The organism is Exiguobacterium sp. s43 (assembly GCF_018617255.1).
GTDB classification, from domain to species: domain Bacteria; phylum Bacillota; class Bacilli; order Exiguobacteriales; family Exiguobacteriaceae; genus Exiguobacterium; species Exiguobacterium profundum.
On sequence record NZ_JACSJT010000006.1, the window covers coordinates 1 to 18,400 of the forward strand.

The following is an 18,400-nucleotide window of genomic DNA, read 5'->3' on the forward strand; positions in this document are numbered from 1 at the left end:
AGAATTTGATATAGCTCTTAAATTGACGAAGCTTGCGCTTCATTCAAAAATTGTAAAACTTTTTTTGCCTCATCGTTCAGTTTTCAAAGACCAATCGTTGTCGTGTTAGCGACTTTTTAATAATAGCGATTTGACTTATTAAAGTCAACCACTTTTTATTATTTTTTTCGCTTCCTGAAGTTTGTTTCGTGAACAACATCAGCGACGTTTATTAATATATCAGCATCCTAAAAAACCGTCAACTATTTTTCTAAAAAAACTTTAATTTTTCTTTGTTTTGTTGAAATGAATAAAAAATGGTTGGCGGATCACCCGAAACACTTCGGATTATCCACACAACCATTTACTTTTTACGATGATTTAGACGACATCTGTTTCTTCGTTTTTTTCTTTCTAACTTCGGGTGAAGCGACTTGAACCGCTTGTCCTGTCTGTTGGAAGCGATGAAGCATTAATACCTGATAAGCGTTCGCAAACACCAATGTGGCTAGTGCCGGCCAGAGCAATGGAATCTCGTCCGTTGTTTGCAGAGCTGGAATCCATTCAATTAACGTAATGACAGTCATTAAGAAAAGTGTCGGGATGAAAGCACTCTTATTTGTTTGTTTCGCCTTACTCGCAGCAACGACCCAAGCGACAATGAGTAACACAAGCATCTCACCGATATAACGCCACATGTGATCATTACCGAATGCGAGCATCCGTAAGTAGACGGCATCAAAAATCGCAAATGCGATTAGTAACACTTGAACGCGATTCCATAGACGTGGCCCTCTAAATAAATCGAGTCCGACCCGATGAATAATCAAATAGGCAAAGAAGCCCATCATGCTGATCCCTGTCCATGTACTCGAATAACTAAGCGCCGTGACAATTGCCTCCCAGGACTGACTGACCAAATAACCCGGGTTCGCCAATAAATTCATCAGGAACCCGAACAACGTCCCGAATACGAGCGTTGTCCAAAACAAACGTAAAAAACCTTGTACTTTCATCTCTCACCGATTCACCCTTCTATTTGTTTAATGACTGCTTGCGCCAACTCATCATACGTATGCTCGAACGGATGTCCATCCCGATAGACAGAAGGTGCAAAGTCCTCTTCATTGTCGTACGGTTGACCGAGCGGGATTTGAGCAAGAAGCTTACTCTTCAGTGCTTCTGATAGCTTTTCTCCACCGCCGTATCCGAATACGTATTCCTTCTCGCCCGTTACCTTACTTTCGAAGTAGGCCATGTTCTCGATGATTCCCAACACTTTATGGTTCGTTTTGATTGCCATCGCTCCAGCACGTGCCGCAACGAATGCCGCTGTCGCATGAGGTGTCGTGACAATCAATTCCTGACATGATGGGAGCATGGAATGGATATCGAGCGCGACATCTCCTGTTCCTGGCGGTAAATCGAGCAACAGATAGTCAAGATCGCCCCACTCGACGTCATTGAAGAAGTTATTTAACATCTTCCCGAGCATCGGTCCACGCCAGATGACCGGCGCATTGTCTTCCACGAAGAATCCCATCGAGATGACTTTCACGCCAAAACGCTCGACTGGAATGATCTTCTCGCCGCGAACAACCGGTCGTTCCTCGATGCCGAGCATATCTGGAACACTGAAGCCGTAAATATCCGCATCAATCAACCCGACCTTTTTACCCGCTCGCGCAAGCGCGACAGCCAAGTTGACGGATACTGTCGATTTTCCTACGCCACCCTTACCAGAAGCGATGGCGATAAACGTCGTCCCTGAGTTTTCACGGAGGATTGCCGGTTTCGTCGCCTCTTTCAAACTTTCATCATTCAATGCCTCAAAGCGAAGCCCGACCGTCTTAAAGCCTTTCCCCTTGAGCAACGTGACGATTTCTTGTTGTAACTGAAGCTGTTCCCCGCTCCCTGTTTGTCCGAGTGCCACTTTTACACTGACATAGTCTTCTTTGATTCGAATGTCTTTTACTCCTGCTGTATCTCCAAGCGTTCGGTTGATCGTCGGATCAACAAGCCCCGCCAATTCCTCGCGTACTTGCTCTACTGTAAGCATATTGCTTCCCCCTTCTAACTGTTTCGATATCAGTATATCAAAAAAAGCGTTTTCTTGACGGGTTCGGAATCGACTATTTCAAACAAAAAACTCTCCACCCGAAAGGATGGAGAGTTCGAACCACATCGCGAAGATTAACGCTTCGAGAATTGTGGTGCGCGACGTGCTGCTTTAAGACCGTATTTTTTACGTTCTTTCATACGAGCGTCACGAGTTAAGAAGCCTTTTTCTTTGAGGCTTGGACGGAATTCTGGGTCCGCTTGAAGAAGCGCACGTGATACGCCGTGGCGAATTGCTCCAGCTTGTCCAGTGTATCCACCACCGTTAACGTTAACGATTACATCGTATTTACCTTCTGTTTCAGTCAATACGAGTGGTGATTTAGCCATCATGATCAAAGTCTCATGACCGAAGTATTCTGAGATATCGCGGCCATTTACAACAACTTTACCGTCACCTGCAACGAGGTGAACGCGAGCCACCGAGTGTTTGCGGCGGCCTGTTCCGTAGTAACGTACATCTGCCATCGTTTAGTTCCTCCCTGTGTCTCGATTAACCGCGAAGTTCGTAAACTTCTGGTTTTTGTGCTTCGTGCTTGTGTTCAGCTCCAGCGTAAACGTGGAGTTTGTTGAATTGTTGACGACCGAGTGATCCTTTTGGAAGCATCCCTTTGATCGCGAGTTCAAGCATACGCTCTGGACGTTTTGCGAGAAGCTCTTTTGCAGTTTGTGATTTCAAACCGCCTGGATGACCTGAATGACGGTAGTAGATCTTGTCATTCAATTTGTTACCAGTCAATTTGATTTTCTCAGCGTTGATGATGATGACGTGGTCTCCGCAATCAACGTGTGGTGTGAAAGTCGGCTTGTGCTTACCGCGAAGAAGTGAAGCTACTTCACTAGTCAAACGACCAAGTGTTTTGCCTTCTGCGTCGATAAGGAGCCATTTGCGTTCTACTTCAGATGCTTTAGCCATGAATGTTGTGCGCATGTGGAATACCTCCTAGAAATGTCTGTTCACTTAATTTTTTGATGCTTTATCATAATCCTAGTTTACGGGGCTAAGATTGTGGTTCATCTCTAAATTTGAAAATGAAATGCCAATGAATATAATACGATTTTATAAGGGGAATGTCAATCTACTTTTTCATAATTCACATTCCACAAATACAAACCGTGTGGGGGGGCGGTAATCCCCGCTACGCGGCGGTCCTTCGCCTCTAGCATTTGTGTGATATCTGCGGGCTGATACTTGCCTCTCCCTACCTCGATGACCGTCCCTACCATGATGCGGACTTGGTTGTATAGAAAACCTGATCCAACGAAACGGAATATGATCTCGTCTCCCATTTCGAGCACTTCTGCTTCATAGATAGTACGGACCCGATCTTCGACTTCTGCCTTTGTCACAGAGAACGACGTAAAGTCGTGGGTCCCAATCAACCGCTCCATCGCTTGACGCATCGCCTCAAGGCTCAGCTTATACGTCACGGTCGCAGCATAGTGCCGACGAAACGGATCCTCGGTCTGACGGATATAATAGCGATACTCTTTTCGCTTCGCACCGTAACGTGCGTGGAACGTATCGTCTATTTCTTCCGCCTGTTTAACGAGGATATCGTCTGGTAGCATGGCGTTTAACGCTTTGACGAAGCGCTCAGCGGGCATCTCTAACGACGTGTCAAAGTGAATCACCTGTCCTAACGCATGGACGCGAGCGTCTGTACGACCTGAGGCGACGATTTTTACCGGATATCGATGCATACGTGCCAAGACAGATTCAATCTCCGCTTGAATGGTATTGCCATTCGGCTGCACTTGATATCCCGCATAATGTGTCCCATCATAGGCGACAATCAGTTTAATTCGTCTCATCCAATCCCTCTCAATCCAAACAAAATGAGCGTCAACGCGATAAAGATGAGTAATACGGCTGTGTCACGCATTTGCCATTCCATTTCACGCAACCTCGTCCGCCCTTCTCCTCCTCGGTAACCACGGGCTTCCATAGCCGTAGCGAGGTCCTCAGCACGCTTAAACGCGGAGATGAACAATGGAATCAAGAGCGGGATGACCCCTTTTAGGCGGGATTTCCAAGGTCCACTCATCAAATCGACCCCACGCGCCTGCTGGGCTTTCATGATCCGGTCCGTCTCGTCCGCAAGCGTCGGTAGGAAACGAAGTGAGATGGAGAGCATCAACGCAATCTCATGGGCCGGCACACGAATCCGTTCGAATGGTCGTAGCCCCGCTTCAATCGAATCGGTCAATTCCATCGGTGTCGTCGTTAACGTCACGAGTGTCGTCAACATGACGAGATAAAAGAAGCGAAGCGAGACAATCAGCCCCATTCGAATTCCTTCCGAATAAATCGCAATCGGTCCTAATTCGAATAGAAGTGTCCCGTCTCGATTGAATAACAGTTGTAAGATCAACGTGAAGACGATCAAAAATAAGATCATGCGAAGACCGTTCCATAAATAGCGCCACGATAACTGTGACAGTTTGACCGCAAACAACGTGAACGCGAGTAAAAATAAATTCGTCCATAAGTTGTCAGCTAAAAAAACAACTGGGATAAATCCTAAAATGAAGAGCGTCTTGGCACGCGCATCAAGGGAATGAAGCCACGAATGTCCGGGTATATATTGACCGATAATCATGTCGCTCCCCCTTTCAGCCGTTCCGCCACCCAATCTGCCAGCTCGCTCTCGGTTCGTACGAGCGGGATGGACGTTTCTCCAAGAACCGGTGCCATGTCACGAGCGAATCGTAAGACGTGCGGGATGTCGAGCTGGAGCCGTCGCACCAGTACCTCGTCTTGGAACAATTCAAACGGGTCCCCATCAAACGCCACCTGACCACGCTCCATCACGATGACGCGCTCCGCATAGGCGAGTACATCATCCATGTCATGCGAGACAAGGATCAACGTAAGGTTCAACTCTTCTCGTAAACGTTTGAATAAGGCGAGCATGTCTCGTCTCCCAATTGGGTCGAGACCCGCTGTCGGTTCATCGACAATGAGCACATCAGGCCGGCTCGCTAAAACACCTGCAATCGCGACACGGCGCATCTGCCCTCCTGAAAGATCAAACGGCGAACGGTCCCATAACGTTTCATCCAAGCCGACGAGACGAAGGGCCTCGTGGGCTCGCTCTTTCGCTTCGGCATCTGTCGCGCCAAAGTTGCGCGGACCGAACATGACGTCGCGTTCGACCGTCTCTTCAAACAATTGGTGCTCTGGATATTGAAAGACGAGCCCAACGCGACGCCGAAGCGGCAAAAGATTCTGTTTCTTGTCACGGCGCGTCCGAAACGGGGTGACAATGATATCATCGACCACCACACGTCCGTCAGTCGGGCGCAATAAGCCGTTCATATGTTGAACGAGTGTCGATTTCCCTGAGCCAGTATGCCCAAGAAACGCAACAAGCGCTCCCGACGGAATGGTTACATTCACATCGCGCAGCGCGGTTCGTTCAAACGGAGTATTCATTTGGTATTGATATGTTACTTCTTCAATGCGTATCGGCATAGATGGTTCACCAACTCCGAATGTTGTAGCATCAGACGATCGAGTGGAATGCCACGTGCCTTCAGTTCGAGTTGCATCCGAACGATAAACGGGACATCTAGTTGAATGTCACGAAGCGTATCTGGATGTTGAAACACGTCTTCAGGTGTGCCGGTCATCGCAATCTTGCCTTTCGACAATGCAATGATACGGTCAGCAAACAACACTTCGTCGAGCTCGTGTGTAATGGCGACAACGGTCATCCCTTCCGAGACGAGCTGTCGTACCGTTTGTAATACCTCTTGTCGCCCAATCGGGTCGAGCATGGAGGTCGCTTCATCGAGCACGAGGACACGCGGGCGCATTGCGAGAGCCGCAGCTATCGCAACGCGCTGCTTTTGTCCACCGGATAACTGATGCGGTTCACGGTCCGCTAGTTCCGATAATCCAACGCGCGCTAGACTGTCATCAATTCGACGAACCATTTCTTGACGTGGAAGTCCCATGTTTTCGAGAGAAAATGCCACATCATCGCGCACGGTCGCCCCGACAAATTGATTGTCGGGATTTTGAAAGACGACCCCGATTCGCGTTCGAACGTCCCACACGTCTGCGGCGTTCGACGGATCGAGTGTCTCGACGCGAACTTCCCCCTGTTCAGGAATGAGAAGTCCGTTCCACAACTTCGTCAGTGTCGACTTGCCAGAACCATTATGGCCGACAATCGCAAGCCATTCCCCTTTATATACATCGAGCGATAGGCCGTTAAGCGCCGGCTCAGACTGTCCAGGGTAATGAAATACGACATCCCGTACCATAATTTGTGATTCCATAGGTCGACTCCTTTCTGATGTGGAAACAGGGCAATACGTCACCGCATGCCCTGTTGACTGCCTAATGAATTAGACGAGTTCGATGATTACAACTTCTGCACCATCACCGCGGCGTGGACCGACTTTCATGATGCGCGTGTATCCACCTTGACGTTCAGCGTAGCGTGGTGCCACGTCTTCGAACAATTTTTGGATTGCGTCTTTTTCTCCAGCGTTCTCCTTGCGAACGAATGAAGCTACTTGACGACGGGCATGAAGATCGCCACGTTTCCCAAGAGTGATCAATTTTTCAACGACTGGGCGAAGTTCTTTCGCTTTTTGTTCAGTTGTTTGAATGCGCTCGTTGATGATTAGGTCAGTTGCAAGATCACGCAAAAGCGCCTTGCGTTGCGAGCTTGTACGGCCAAGTTTCGAATAAGCCATTACATTTCCCTCCTTCGGTTGAACTTAGTCTTCTTTACGCAAGCCCAAACCGAGTTCGTCCAACTTGTGTTGAACTTCTTCGAGTGATTTACGTCCGAGGTTACGAACTTTCATCATCTCTTCCTCTGATTTGTTTGCGAGTTCTTGAACAGTGTTGATGCCAGCGCGCTTCAAGCAGTTGTACGAACGAACTGAGAGATCGAGTTCTTCAATCGTCATTTCGAGTACTTTTTCTTTTTGGTCTTCTTCTTTCTCGACCATAATTTCTGCGTTGAGAGCCTCATCTGTCAAACCAACGAAGATGTTCAAGTGTTCAGTCAAAATTTTAGCCCCTAATGATACAGCTTCTTCCGGACGAATTGAACCATCTGTCCACACGTCTAACAAAAGCTTATCGAAGCTAGCGTCTTGACCGACACGTGTTTTATCTACTTCGTAGTTCACGCGTTGAATCGGTGTATAGATCGAATCGATTGGAATGACCCCAATCGGCATATCATCACGTTTGTTATCTTCTGCCTGGACGTAACCACGACCACGGCGAGCAGTCAAACGCATGCGAAGCGTCGCATTGTCAGCGAGAGTCGCGATGTGGAGCTCAGGATTCAAGATTTCAACGTCGCTATCATGGGTAATGTCTGCCGCAGTGACAGCACCGGCACTTGAAACGTTAATCTCAAGCGTTTTCTCTTCTTCCGAGTACACTTTGAGTGCCAACTTCTTGAGGTTGAGTACGATTTGAGTGACGTCTTCGACAACACCGTCAATCGTAGAGAACTCGTGAAGCACGCCATCGATTTGAACCGCTGTTACCGCTGCACCTGGGAGCGATGACAATAGAATTCGACGTAGTGAGTTACCGAGAGTAGTGCCATATCCACGTTCAAGCGGTTCTACTACGAATTTACCAAACGTAGCGTCCTCGCTGATTTCGACCGTTTCGATCTTTGGTTTTTCAATCTCGATCATCTGAACCCCTCCTTGAGTATATCCTGCCGTGCAGTTTGAGCTGCTAAAGTATAAGCTGTCGTGCTAGGTAAACCCCTCACACGCTCAAGCGATTATACGCGGCGACGTTTTGGAGGGCGGCAACCGTTGTGCGGAACTGGAGTTACGTCACGGATTGCAGTAACTTCGAGACCAGTAGCTTGGAGCGCACGGATAGCCGCTTCACGTCCAGCACCAGGACCTTTAACGTTAACTTCTACTGTACGCATACCGTTGTCCATTGCAACTTTCGCTGCAGTTTCAGCAGCCATTTGCGCTGCGAACGGAGTCGATTTACGTGATCCTTTAAATCCAAGGTTACCAGAAGTAGCCCATGAAATCGCGTTACCTTGCGTATCAGTGATTGTGATAATTGTGTTGTTGAATGTAGAACGGATGTGTACCACACCGACTTCAACATGTTTTTTAACTTTACGTTTAGAACGTACGTTTTGCTTACGTTTCGCCATTGTTCAATTCCCTCCTTTACTTCTTCTTGTTCGCTACTGTACGGCGTGGGCCTTTACGAGTACGCGAGTTGTTCTTCGTGTTTTGACCGCGAACAGGGAGACTACGGCGATGACGGATACCGCGGTATGCGCCGATCTCGATCAAACGTTTGATGTTAAGTGAAACTTCACGACGAAGGTCACCTTCAACTTTGATTCCGTCAATTGCTTCACGGATACGGTTGAGTTCATCTTCAGTAAGGTCGCGTGTGCGTGTCTCTTCAGATACGTTAGCAGCCTTCAAAATTTCTTGTGCTTTTGTTTTACCAATACCATAGATGTATGTGAGCGAAATAACGATACGTTTTTCGCGTGGAATATCTACACCAGCAATACGTGCCATGTGTGCACCTCCTCTGAAATTAACCTTGTTTTTGTTTGTGTTTCGGGTTTTCGCAAATTACCATTACTTTACCCTTACGGCGAATAACTTTACATTTTTCGCAAATCGGTTTTACCGACGGTCTTACTTTCATGAGTATACCCTCCTCCTGGAAAAATCGGAGTTACTTATAACGGTACGTAATCCGCCCGCGAGTCAAGTCGTATGGAGACAACTCAACAGTTACGCGGTCACCTGGAAGGATCCGAATGTAGTGCATCCGAATTTTCCCTGAGACGTGCGCGAGCACCGTGTGGCCGTTTTCTAACTCCACTTTAAACATTGCGTTCGGAAGTGGTTCGACAACAGTGCCTTCCACTTCAATGACATCTTGTTTCGCCATCATTTATTCCCCTTTCTATATGAAAATCTTTAGGAGCACAGACGATCTATTGCCATCTACTGTGAGAGAAGGATCCAGAACGGATCAGTATGAAACAATAGAGCCTCATTCACCGGAATCGAGTTTCGTTAAAATCTCGTATCCATCGTCTGTGATGGCGATGGTGTGCTCAAAGTGGGCGCACATGCTACCGTCCACGGTGACAACTGTCCAGTTATCAGCCAGTGTTCGAACATAGCGTTGACCAGCATTAACCATTGGTTCAATGGCTAACGTCATCCCAGTCTTCAGGCGCGGCCCTTTCCCCGGTGGACCATAGTGTGGAATTTGCGGTTCTTCGTGCAAATTTTGTCCAACACCATGACCGACGTATTCGCGGACGACAGAAAAGTCATGTGATTCAACATATGCTTGAATCGCATGCGAAATATCTGTCAATCGCCCTCCAGCCTTGGCGTGCTCCAATCCTTTATACAGACTTTCTTCGGTTACGTCAAGTAGCCGCTGTGTCTCTTCTGTGATTGTTCCCACTGGATAAGTCCAAGCGGAATCTCCATGGTATCCATTATAGTAGGCACCGATATCGATTGAGATAATATCTCCATCTTTCAATACCCGTTTTCCTGGAATGCCATGAACAAGCTCTTCGTTCACCGAAGCGCAAACACTACCGGTAAAACCGTTATAGCCTTTGAACGATGGCGTCGCACCTTGGCTGCGAATGTAATCTTCCGCAATCCGGTCGAGCTCAAGCGTCGTGATTCCTGGTTTAATGTGCTGTTTGAGCACCTGGTGCGTTCGAGCAACAATTTGCCCAGCCTCACGCATAATCGCAATTTCACGAGGCGTCTTCGTGATGATCATTCAGTATCACCGAGTAATGCTTTGACATCGGCATATACGACATCGATTGGACGATCTCCATCCAATGTACGAAGATACCCTTTTTCAGCGTAAAAGTCAATGAGTGGTTTCGATTGCTCGATGTTGACGTCAAGGCGACGGCGAACCGTTTCCTCTTTATCGTCTTCACGTTGCATGAGTGCCGACCCATCCACATCACAGATGCCTTCCACTTTTGGTGGGTTGAAGATCACGTGATATGTCGCACCACACGTTGGGCAGATCCAACGACCTGTCAAGCGTGGAACGAGAATTTCCGCATCCACATCGATGTTGACGACGTGGTCAATCTGTTTCCCCAAATCTTTAAGCAAACTTTCGAGTGCCTCTGCTTGAGCAACAGTACGCGGGAATCCATCGAGTAAGAAACCTTTTTCTGTGTCATCTTGGCTAAGGCGTTCACGTACGATTCCGATTGTTACCTCGTCCGGTACGAGTTCACCTTTATCCATGAATGACTTGGCTTCTTTACCGAGTGGCGTTCCGCCTTTGATTGCCGCACGAAACATGTCGCCTGTCGAAATGTGAGGGATTTGGTACTCTTCTACGATTTTAGCAGCTTGAGTCCCTTTCCCAGCACCCGGTAAGCCCATGAGTACTAGATTCATCTCGGTTAGCCTCCAGTTTTGATTTTCACGAAGGGCTTGTAAACACGACAGGAAGGAAGGGTCAACCCTTCCTTCCGCTTTAACGGATAAAGCCTTTATAGTGTCGTTTTACAAGTTGACTTTCGATTTGTTTCATCGTTTCGAGGGCTACCCCGATGACGATCAACAAGCTCGTTCCTCCGATTTGAACGGAAGTTGGAAGACCGGCAAGCTTAATGAAGATTGTCGGCATGATCGCCACGAGCGATAAGAAGATCGCTCCGAAGAAAGTCAATCGATACAGCAACTTCGTGATGTACTGTTCTGTTTGCGCCCCAGGACGAATCCCAGGAATATAACCACCTTGCTTCTGCAGGTTTTCTGCCATTTGCTCAGGGTTGACCTGAATAAATGTATAGAAGTAGGCAAACGCAATGATTAACGCAACGTAAATCGACATTCCGATTGGCGCCGTCGTGTCAAAGTACGTCTGTAATTTTTGCGTTGTCTCCGGCGAAGCAATGAAGCTTGCAACAGTTGGTGGTGTTACCATGAAGGAAATCGCGAAGATAACCGGGATAACACCTGCTGCGTTTAGTTTGATTGGCAAGTGCGTTGACTGACCGCCCACTGGGGTACGGTTCGCCGTGCGTTTTGCATATTGGATTGGAATTTTGCGTGCCGCTTGTTGAACATAAATGATCCCAACCGTCACAGCCAAAATAACAAGTGCCAATACAACCAAGTAAACGATATTAATGAACAATGCATCTCCAGCGTTTTGGAGTTTTGTTTCATAAATCTGCGTGAAGATTCTTGGGAACCCGGCGACGATACCGGCGAAGATAATGATGGAAATACCATTCCCAACACCTTTCTCCGTTGTCATTTCACCAAGGAACATCAAGAACGCTGTACCCGCAGTGAGTACAATCGCGATCACAAAGTAAGTTGCCGTTCCCCACGTCTCATTGACGAGACCTGGGTAGAGGCGGTTAAATCCAAACGACAGTGAAGTCGCTTGGACAAAGCCTAAGATGATCGTCCCATAGCGCGTGACCGTCGCTAACTTTTTACGGCCCGCCTCTCCTTGTTTAGCCCATTCGGCAAACTTTGGAACGACGTCCATTTGTAAAAGTTGCACAACGATCGATGCCGTAATGTACGGCATGATCCCCATTGCGAACAAGGAGAAGTTCTGTAAAGCATTTCCTCCAAACAAGTTCAAGAAGTCAAGAAGACCTCCTGAGTCAAAACGCAACACATCCGTATTCACCATCGGCACCGGGATATGAGCCCCGATGCGGAAAATGATGATGATTGCGAGTGTGAAGAGAATACGCTGTCGAATATCTTTCACGCGCCACATATTGGAGATCGTCTGAAACATCAGATCACCTCAACTGTACCGCCAGCTGCTTCGATTGCTTCTTTCGCTGCACCCGAGAACTTGTTGGCTTTTACAGTCAATTTAGTTTCAAGCTTGCCGTTAGCAAGGACCTTGATTCCGTCTTTAGCAGAGCTGACAACACCAGTCTCGATTAAGAGTTCTGGAGTAACTTCAGTACCTGCTTCGAAACGGTTAAGCGTGTCTAGGGAAACAACCGCGTACTCTTTACGAGTTGGGTTGTTGAAACCGCGTTTTGGAAGACGACGGTAAAGTGGGTTTTGTCCACCTTCAAATCCTGGACGAACGCCACCGCCCGAACGAGCTTTTTGACCTTTGTGTCCACGACCAGAAGTTTTACCGTTACCAGTCGCCATACCGCGACCGACACGGTTACGTTCGTGACGTGAACCTGGAGTTGGCTTCAATTCATGGAGTTTCATAGTGGCACCTCCTTATTTATTAAAATCTTTATTATTCGTTGATTTCTTTTACAGTCACAAGGTGCGACACTTTGTTGATCATACCGCGCATCGCGACGTTGTCTGGGACAACGACCGTTTGATGCATTTTGCGAAGACCGAGTGTACGTACAGTAACACGCTGACCTTCCGGACGACCAATTGTGCTGCGTGTGAGGGTGATTGCGAGTTTCGCCATGTCTAGTTCCCTCCCTTAGTTAAGAAGTTCTTCTACGCTTTTACCACGTAGTTTAGCAACTTCCTCTGCTTTTTTGAGCTCAGTCAAGCCCTGTACCGTCGCACGGACGATGTTGATCGGTGTGTTTGAACCTAACGATTTCGAAAGGATGTCACCTACACCTGCAAGTTCGAGCACCGCACGAACTGGACCACCAGCGATAACCCCAGTACCTTCAGAAGCTGGTTTCATGAATACACGACCTGCTCCGAATACTCCTGTGATTTCGTGTGGAATTGTTGTACCAACCATAGGTACTTGTACCATGTTTTTCTTAGCGGCTTCAATAGCCTTGCGAATCGCTTCTGGCACCTCTTGTGCCTTACCTGTACCGAAACCGACGTGACCATTTTTGTCACCTACGACTACGAGAGCAGCAAAACGGAAGCGGCGGCCACCTTTTACGACTTTCGCGACGCGGTTTACGGTAACAACGCGTTCTTCAAGTTGTTCCATGTTAACGTCTAACTGGCGCATCGAGTGTCCCCTCCTTTTTATTAGAATTTAAGACCTGCTTCACGAGCTGCTTCTGCAACAGCTTTGACGCGGCCATGATAGAGGTATCCACCACGGTCGAACACAACTGTGTCGATACCTTTCTCGAGTGCACGTTCTGCAGCAAGTTTACCAACAGCTTTCGCTGCTTCAACGTTACCGCCATTTGTAAGATCGAGAGCTTTATCTTTCGAAGATGCAGACACAAGCGTTGTTTGTGCCGCGTCATCGATAAGTTGAACGTAAATGTGCTTGCTCGAACGGAATACGTTCAAACGTGGACGAGCTGCTGTCCCCGTGATCGTACGACGTACGCGAGCATGACGTTTTTTACGAACTGCATTTTTATCTGCCTTTGTGATCATTTATGCCACTCCTTTCCGTTCATTTCGTGACGAATTACTTACCAGTCTTACCTTCTTTACGGCGAATACGTTCATCAGAGTAACGAACACCTTTACCTTTGTAAGGTTCTGGAGCACGGTACGAGCGGATTTGAGCAGCAACGTGACCGACGCGCTCTTTGTTAATCCCTTTTACGATGATTTGCGTGTTTGAAGGAACTTCGATTTCGATACCTTCCTCAGCAACGTACTCGATTGGGTGCGAGTAGCCGAGGTTGAGGACGAGTTTGTTACCTTGCTTCGTAGCACGGTAACCAACCCCCGAGATCTCAAGTGTTTTTTGGAATCCGTTCGACACACCTTGTACCATGTTGGCAATAAGGGCACGTGTCGTACCGTGAATTGTACGGCTTTCTTTCGATTCGTCTGGACGAACAACCGTCAATTCGTTCTCTTCAACTTTGATTTCCAATGCCGGGTTAGCTGAAAGCGAAAGTTCACCTTTAGCACCTTTTACTGTGACCGTGTTGTCATTAGCAACTGTTACAGTAACGCCAGCAGGAATCGTAACTGGTTTTTTACCAATACGTGACATTGATTACACCTCCGTTCTTGTTAGAAAAGTGACTTACCAGATGTAGGCGAGCACTTCGCCGCCGACTTGTTGTTGGCGAGCTTCTTTATCAGTCATAAGACCTTTAGATGTCGAAAGAACTGCGATCCCGAGTCCTCCGAGTACTTTAGGTACTTCATCAGCTTTTGCGTATACGCGAAGACCTGGTTTCGAAATACGTTTGAGACCAGTGATTACACGTTCGTTGCTTGCTCCATATTTAAGGAAAAGACGAAGTGTACCTTGTTTAGCGTCCTCGATATATTCAACATCGCGAATGAAACCTTCACGCTTAAGGATTTCAGCGATCTCACGTTTAATGTTCGAAGCTGGAAGCTCCATTTTTTCATGGCGAACCATGTTAGCGTTACGGATACGTGTAAGCATATCTGCAATAGGGTCTGTCATTACCATGCGATGTACCTCCTTTCACACTGTTAGTGGATTACCAGCTTGCTTTTTTAACACCAGGGATTTGACCTTTGTATGCAAGATCACGGAACTTGATACGGCTGATCCCGAATTTACCCATGTAACCATGCGGACGACCTGTGATGCTGCAACGGTTGTGCAAACGTACAGGTGACGAGTTACGTGGCAATTTGCTGAGTCCGATATAATCGCCTTCAGCTTTCAACTTCGCACGCTTTTCAGCGTACTGGGCAACGAGTTTCTCGCGTTTAAGTTCGCGATTCACCATTGACTTTTTAGCCATGTTGTCGACCTCCCTCTAGATTATTTTTGGAATGGCATACCGAGAAGTGTGAGCAATTCACGTGCTTCTTCGTCTGTGTTTGCTGTTGTAACAACAACGATGTCCATACCGCGTACTTTAGATACTTTATCGTAATCGATCTCAGGGAAAATAAGTTGCTCTTTCACGCCAAGCGTGTAGTTACCGCGTCCGTCGAATGCTTTCTTCGATACACCGCGGAAGTCACGTACACGTGGAAGTGAAACAGTTACCAATTTGTCGAGGAAATCGTACATGCGCTCGCCACGAAGTGTAACCTTCGCACCGATTGGCATACCTTCACGAAGTTTGAAACCAGCGATTGATTTCTTCGCTTTCGTTACGAGTGGTTTTTGACCTGAAAGAATTGTTAATTCTTCAACTGCCATATCAAGTGCTTTCGAGTTCGAAACAGCGTCACCTACACCCATGTTGATGACAATCTTTTCGACTTTCGGTACTTGCATGACCGAGTCATAGTTGAATTTATCCATCATCGCTTTCACGATGTCGCTTTTATACTTCTCTTGCAAACGGTTCATAGTCGAATGGACCTCCTTTCGTCACGTTCTTCTTATTTATCGAGTGATTCGCCCGATTTCGCGACACGAACTTTTTTACCATCGACTACTTTGAAACCAACACGAGTTGGTTTGCCAGTTTTAGGGTCGAGTGGCATTACGTTCGAGACGTGAATTGGTGCTTCGATCTCAAGGATCCCGCCTTGTGGATTCGCTTGTGAAGGTTTCGCGTGTTTTTTCATCACGTTTACGCCTTCAACCACTACGCGGTTTTTGCTTGGCATAGCTTTGAGGATAACCCCTTGCTTGCCTTTATCTTTACCAGACATTACCTGGACTGTATCGCCTTTTTTAACATGCATCGTTTGCGCACCTCCTTATAGGATTGAAATTGGAAATTAAAGTACTTCCGGTGCCAACGAAACGATCTTCATGAATTCTTTTTCACGAAGTTCACGTGCAACTGGCCCGAAGATCCGTGTGCCGCGTGGGCTCTTGTCATCTTTGATAATGACTGCTGCGTTCTCATCGAAACGGATGTACGAACCATCTTTACGACGAGCGCCGCGTTTTGTACGAACGACAACTGCTCTGACAACGTCACCTTTTTTAACAACGCCACCTGGTGTTGCTTGTTTTACCGTTGCGACGATGATGTCACCGATGTTTGCAGTCTTACGACCAGAACCACCGAGGACTTTAATTGTCAACAGTTCACGCGCGCCAGAGTTGTCTGCTACTTTCAAGCGAGATTCTTGTTGAATCATGCGAGTGTACCTCCCTCCGGATGTTTAATAAATCCGAACTGTTATTAGATGATTACTGATTCTTCTACTACTGTTACAAGACGGAAACGTTTGTCTTTAGAAAGAGGACGTGTTTCCGCGATGCGAACGATATCGCCCACTTTAGCGACGTTGTTCTCATCGTGTGCTTTATATTTCTTCGTGTAGTTTACACGTTTGCCATAAAGTTTATGACGAACCTTTGTTTCTACTGCGACGACGATCGTTTTGTCCATTTTGTCAGACACGACGCGACCAGTGAACACTTTACGGTTGTTGCGTTCCATGAGTGTTACCTCCTCTCAAGAATCCGATGTAATTAGCCGTTGTTGATGCCGAGTTCGCGTTCACGAAGAATCGTTTTAGCACGCGCAATCGACTTGCGTACTTCACGGATACGAGCAGGATTCTCAAGCTGACCTGTAGCAAGTTGGAAGCGAAGGTTAAAGAGTTCTTCTTTCCACTCGCCCACTTTACCGTTGAGCTCTTCAGTTGTTGATTGACGGAGATCAGTTGCTTTCATTCGTATCACCACCATTTTCTTCACGTTTCACGAACTTACATTTTACTGGAAGTTTGTGCGATGCAAGACGAAGTGCCTCACGTGCCACTTCCTCAGATACACCTGCGATTTCGAACATTACTTTGCCAGGCTTAACTACAGCTACCCAGCCTTCTGGAGCACCTTTACCCGAACCCATTCGGACTTCGAGAGGCTTTTTAGTGTACGGCTTGTGTGGGAAGATCTTGATCCACACTTTACCACCACGTTTCATATAACGTGTCATTGCAATACGTGCTGATTCGATTTGACGGTTTGTAATCCAGCTCGCTTCGAGAGCTTGGAGACCGAACTCACCGAAGTGTACAGTTGTGCCGCGTTTAGCGTTCCCGCGCATTTTACCACGGTGTACACGACGATATTTCACGCGTTTAGGTAACAACATAGTGTGTTGCCTCCTTCCTGAAAGAGTGTTTATTATTCAGCGTTTTTCGCTGTGTTGTTTTTTGTTGGAAGAACTTCACCGTGGTATAACCAAACTTTTACGCCGATTTTACCGTAAGTTGTGTCAGCTTCAGCTGTTCCGTAGTCGATGTCGGCACGGAGTGTGTGAAGTGGAACTGTTCCTTCCGAGTACTTCTCTGAACGAGCGATATCAGCGCCACCAAGACGACCAGAAACTTCTGTTTTGATCCCTTTGATGCCAGTACGCATCGAACGTTGAATAGATTGTTTCATTGCACGACGGAATGATACGCGACCTTCCAATTGACGAGCAATGTTTTCTGCTACAAGCTTCGCAACAGCGTCAGCGTTTTTCACTTCAACAACGTTGATGTGAACGCGTTTTCCGTCAGCGATTTTTGTAATGTGTTTACGGAGTGATTCGATTTCAGAACCACCTTTACCGATTACCATACCTGGCTTCGCAGTGTGAAGCGAAATGTTCACGCGGTTTGCAGCGCGTTCGATTTCAACTTTAGAAACACTAGCATCCTTCATTTTGTTTTCGATGTATTCACGAATAACGAAGTCTTCATGAAGGAGATCAGCGTAGTCTTTCTCAGCGTACCAACGCGAATCCCAGTCTTTGATAACACCAACGCGAAGACCGTGCGGATTTACCTTTTGACCCACTACATATCCCTCCTTATTTCTCAGTTACCACGATGTGGATGTGGCTTGTGCGTTTGTTAATACGGCTTGCGCGACCCATCGCACGTGGGCGGAAGCGTTTGAGTGTTGGACCTTCGTTTACGTAAGCTTCTGTTACAACGAGGTTCTCAATGTTCATATCGTAGTTGTGCTCTGCGTTAGCAATCGCTGATTTTAATACTTTTTCAACGACTGGCGATGCTGCCTTGTTCGTGTGAGCAAGGACAGAGAGCGCTTCGCCGACTTGTTTCCCGCGAATTAAGTCTACAACGAGACGTGCTTTGCGAGGAGCAAGACGGACCATATTAGCTGATGCTTTAGCTTGCATGGATTTGACCTCCCCTCAAATTACCGTTTCGTTTTCTTGTCTGATCCGTGACCTTTGTACGTGCGTGTTGGAGCGAATTCACCAAGTTTGTGACCAACCATGTCTTCTGTCACGAATACTGGTACGTGTTTACGACCATCGTGCACACCGAACGTGTGACCCATGAATTCTGGGAAGATCGTCGAGCGACGTGACCAAGTTTTGATGACTTGCTTCTCACCAGATTCGTTGAGTTTGTCAACTTTAGCGAGTAAGTGGTGATCTGCGAATGGACCTTTTTTCAAGCTGCGACCCATGTTAGAACCTCCCTTTGGAAT

At 47.2% G+C, this 18,400-nt stretch carries 33 protein-coding genes; all 33 read right to left on the bottom strand.

All coding sequences use genetic code 11. The annotated features are described in order from the left end of the window. Nucleotides 1-350: 350 nt before the first annotated feature. Nucleotides 351-995: a KinB-signaling pathway activation protein gene (locus tag KNO79_RS14640; protein WP_214691669.1), complete on the bottom strand. Its 645-nt coding sequence runs from the start codon at nucleotides 993-995 to the stop codon at nucleotides 351-353. 11 nt (nucleotides 996-1,006) lie between these two features. Next, nucleotides 1,007-2,038, bottom strand: a complete 1,032-nt coding sequence (locus KNO79_RS14645) for a P-loop NTPase (protein WP_012727643.1) — start codon at nucleotides 2,036-2,038, stop codon at nucleotides 1,007-1,009. A 134-nt stretch (nucleotides 2,039-2,172) separates the two neighbouring features. Continuing rightward, entirely contained in the window at nucleotides 2,173-2,565 is a 393-nt protein-coding gene (rpsI, locus tag KNO79_RS14650; protein ID WP_012727644.1) for a 30S ribosomal protein S9, read from the bottom strand. A gap of 25 nt (nucleotides 2,566-2,590) precedes the next feature. Then, entirely contained in the window at nucleotides 2,591-3,028 is a 438-nt protein-coding gene (rplM, locus tag KNO79_RS14655) for a 50S ribosomal protein L13 (protein ID WP_012727645.1), read from the bottom strand. A 143-nt stretch (nucleotides 3,029-3,171) separates the two neighbouring features. Beyond that, nucleotides 3,172-3,912, bottom strand: coding sequence for a tRNA pseudouridine(38-40) synthase TruA (gene truA, locus KNO79_RS14660; protein ID WP_214691670.1), 741 nt, complete (start codon nucleotides 3,910-3,912; stop codon nucleotides 3,172-3,174). Then, entirely contained in the window at nucleotides 3,909-4,700 is a 792-nt protein-coding gene (locus tag KNO79_RS14665; RefSeq protein WP_074035364.1) for an energy-coupling factor transporter transmembrane component T family protein, read from the bottom strand. Before KNO79_RS14665 ends, truA begins: the two co-directional genes overlap by 4 nt. Next, complete coding sequence (locus KNO79_RS14670) at nucleotides 4,697-5,575, bottom strand: energy-coupling factor transporter ATPase (RefSeq protein WP_214691671.1); 879 nt, start codon at nucleotides 5,573-5,575, stop codon at nucleotides 4,697-4,699. Before KNO79_RS14670 ends, KNO79_RS14665 begins: the two co-directional genes overlap by 4 nt. After that, nucleotides 5,551-6,387, bottom strand: a complete 837-nt coding sequence (locus KNO79_RS14675; RefSeq protein WP_031421869.1) for an energy-coupling factor transporter ATPase — start codon at nucleotides 6,385-6,387, stop codon at nucleotides 5,551-5,553. The genes KNO79_RS14670 and KNO79_RS14675 overlap by 25 nt, the downstream gene beginning before the upstream one ends. 69 nt (nucleotides 6,388-6,456) lie before the next feature. Then, nucleotides 6,457-6,810, bottom strand: a complete 354-nt coding sequence (gene rplQ / locus KNO79_RS14680; protein ID WP_012727650.1) for a 50S ribosomal protein L17 — start codon at nucleotides 6,808-6,810, stop codon at nucleotides 6,457-6,459. A gap of 24 nt (nucleotides 6,811-6,834) precedes the next feature. Then, nucleotides 6,835-7,779 (bottom strand): DNA-directed RNA polymerase subunit alpha, encoded by a 945-nt coding sequence (locus tag KNO79_RS14685; protein WP_012727651.1) that lies wholly within the window; start codon nucleotides 7,777-7,779, stop codon nucleotides 6,835-6,837. 92 nt (nucleotides 7,780-7,871) lie between these two features. Next, nucleotides 7,872-8,267 carry a 30S ribosomal protein S11 gene (gene rpsK, locus KNO79_RS14690; protein WP_012727652.1) on the bottom strand — a complete coding sequence of 132 codons (396 nt, stop codon included), beginning with the start codon at nucleotides 8,265-8,267 and terminating at the stop codon, nucleotides 7,872-7,874. Nucleotides 8,268-8,283: 16 nt separating this feature from the next. Further along, entirely contained in the window at nucleotides 8,284-8,649 is a 366-nt protein-coding gene (gene rpsM / locus KNO79_RS14695; protein ID WP_012727653.1) for a 30S ribosomal protein S13, read from the bottom strand. 19 nt (nucleotides 8,650-8,668) lie between these two features. Next, nucleotides 8,669-8,782 (bottom strand): 50S ribosomal protein L36, encoded by a 114-nt coding sequence (gene rpmJ / locus KNO79_RS14700; RefSeq protein WP_003156543.1) that lies wholly within the window; start codon nucleotides 8,780-8,782, stop codon nucleotides 8,669-8,671. Between the two features lie 30 nt (nucleotides 8,783-8,812). Beyond that, a complete protein-coding gene (gene infA, locus KNO79_RS14705; RefSeq protein ID WP_021066622.1) occupies nucleotides 8,813-9,031 on the bottom strand; it encodes a translation initiation factor IF-1 in 219 nt (72 codons plus the stop codon). Between the two features lie 105 nt (nucleotides 9,032-9,136). Continuing rightward, nucleotides 9,137-9,895, bottom strand: coding sequence for a type I methionyl aminopeptidase (gene map / locus KNO79_RS14710; RefSeq protein ID WP_031421863.1), 759 nt, complete (start codon nucleotides 9,893-9,895; stop codon nucleotides 9,137-9,139). Next, on the bottom strand, nucleotides 9,892-10,542 hold the full coding sequence (locus KNO79_RS14715; RefSeq protein ID WP_012727656.1) for an adenylate kinase: 651 nt from the start codon (nucleotides 10,540-10,542) through the stop codon (nucleotides 9,892-9,894). Before KNO79_RS14715 ends, map begins: the two co-directional genes overlap by 4 nt. A gap of 79 nt (nucleotides 10,543-10,621) precedes the next feature. After that, nucleotides 10,622-11,911, bottom strand: a complete 1,290-nt coding sequence (gene secY, locus KNO79_RS14720; protein WP_012727657.1) for a preprotein translocase subunit SecY — start codon at nucleotides 11,909-11,911, stop codon at nucleotides 10,622-10,624. After that, entirely contained in the window at nucleotides 11,911-12,351 is a 441-nt protein-coding gene (gene rplO, locus KNO79_RS14725) for a 50S ribosomal protein L15 (RefSeq protein WP_012727658.1), read from the bottom strand. Before rplO ends, secY begins: the two co-directional genes overlap by 1 nt. Nucleotides 12,352-12,382: 31 nt before the next feature. After that, nucleotides 12,383-12,568, bottom strand: coding sequence for a 50S ribosomal protein L30 (gene rpmD, locus KNO79_RS14730; protein WP_012727659.1), 186 nt, complete (start codon nucleotides 12,566-12,568; stop codon nucleotides 12,383-12,385). Nucleotides 12,569-12,583: 15 nt separating this feature from the next. Continuing rightward, nucleotides 12,584-13,084, bottom strand: a complete 501-nt coding sequence (gene rpsE / locus KNO79_RS14735; RefSeq protein WP_012727660.1) for a 30S ribosomal protein S5 — start codon at nucleotides 13,082-13,084, stop codon at nucleotides 12,584-12,586. A gap of 20 nt (nucleotides 13,085-13,104) precedes the next feature. Next, a complete protein-coding gene (rplR, locus tag KNO79_RS14740) occupies nucleotides 13,105-13,467 on the bottom strand; it encodes a 50S ribosomal protein L18 (RefSeq protein ID WP_012727661.1) in 363 nt (120 codons plus the stop codon). A 34-nt stretch (nucleotides 13,468-13,501) separates the two neighbouring features. Further along, nucleotides 13,502-14,041 carry a 50S ribosomal protein L6 gene (rplF, locus tag KNO79_RS14745; RefSeq protein WP_012727662.1) on the bottom strand — a complete coding sequence of 180 codons (540 nt, stop codon included), beginning with the start codon at nucleotides 14,039-14,041 and terminating at the stop codon, nucleotides 13,502-13,504. 33 nt (nucleotides 14,042-14,074) lie between these two features. Then, nucleotides 14,075-14,473 carry a 30S ribosomal protein S8 gene (gene rpsH / locus KNO79_RS14750; protein ID WP_026824842.1) on the bottom strand — a complete coding sequence of 133 codons (399 nt, stop codon included), beginning with the start codon at nucleotides 14,471-14,473 and terminating at the stop codon, nucleotides 14,075-14,077. 31 nt (nucleotides 14,474-14,504) lie between these two features. Then, nucleotides 14,505-14,774 carry a 30S ribosomal protein S14 gene (rpsN, locus tag KNO79_RS14755; protein WP_012727664.1) on the bottom strand — a complete coding sequence of 90 codons (270 nt, stop codon included), beginning with the start codon at nucleotides 14,772-14,774 and terminating at the stop codon, nucleotides 14,505-14,507. Between the two features lie 20 nt (nucleotides 14,775-14,794). Further along, complete coding sequence (gene rplE / locus KNO79_RS14760) at nucleotides 14,795-15,334, bottom strand: 50S ribosomal protein L5 (protein WP_074035359.1); 540 nt, start codon at nucleotides 15,332-15,334, stop codon at nucleotides 14,795-14,797. A 32-nt stretch (nucleotides 15,335-15,366) separates the two neighbouring features. Beyond that, entirely contained in the window at nucleotides 15,367-15,675 is a 309-nt protein-coding gene (gene rplX, locus KNO79_RS14765; protein ID WP_012727666.1) for a 50S ribosomal protein L24, read from the bottom strand. Nucleotides 15,676-15,711: 36 nt separating this feature from the next. Then, nucleotides 15,712-16,080 (bottom strand): 50S ribosomal protein L14, encoded by a 369-nt coding sequence (rplN, locus tag KNO79_RS14770; protein WP_012727667.1) that lies wholly within the window; start codon nucleotides 16,078-16,080, stop codon nucleotides 15,712-15,714. Between the two features lie 44 nt (nucleotides 16,081-16,124). After that, nucleotides 16,125-16,385, bottom strand: a complete 261-nt coding sequence (rpsQ, locus tag KNO79_RS14775; RefSeq protein ID WP_012727668.1) for a 30S ribosomal protein S17 — start codon at nucleotides 16,383-16,385, stop codon at nucleotides 16,125-16,127. 32 nt (nucleotides 16,386-16,417) lie between these two features. Next, nucleotides 16,418-16,621, bottom strand: a complete 204-nt coding sequence (gene rpmC, locus KNO79_RS14780; RefSeq protein ID WP_012727669.1) for a 50S ribosomal protein L29 — start codon at nucleotides 16,619-16,621, stop codon at nucleotides 16,418-16,420. Continuing rightward, nucleotides 16,608-17,045: a 50S ribosomal protein L16 gene (rplP, locus tag KNO79_RS14785; protein WP_012727670.1), complete on the bottom strand. Its 438-nt coding sequence runs from the start codon at nucleotides 17,043-17,045 to the stop codon at nucleotides 16,608-16,610. Before rplP ends, rpmC begins: the two co-directional genes overlap by 14 nt. A gap of 32 nt (nucleotides 17,046-17,077) precedes the next feature. Further along, nucleotides 17,078-17,737 carry a 30S ribosomal protein S3 gene (rpsC, locus tag KNO79_RS14790; RefSeq protein WP_012727671.1) on the bottom strand — a complete coding sequence of 220 codons (660 nt, stop codon included), beginning with the start codon at nucleotides 17,735-17,737 and terminating at the stop codon, nucleotides 17,078-17,080. Nucleotides 17,738-17,750: 13 nt separating this feature from the next. Beyond that, nucleotides 17,751-18,083: a 50S ribosomal protein L22 gene (rplV, locus tag KNO79_RS14795; protein WP_012727672.1), complete on the bottom strand. Its 333-nt coding sequence runs from the start codon at nucleotides 18,081-18,083 to the stop codon at nucleotides 17,751-17,753. Between the two features lie 20 nt (nucleotides 18,084-18,103). Beyond that, nucleotides 18,104-18,379, bottom strand: a complete 276-nt coding sequence (rpsS, locus tag KNO79_RS14800; protein WP_012727673.1) for a 30S ribosomal protein S19 — start codon at nucleotides 18,377-18,379, stop codon at nucleotides 18,104-18,106. Nucleotides 18,380-18,400: the final 21 nt, after the last annotated feature.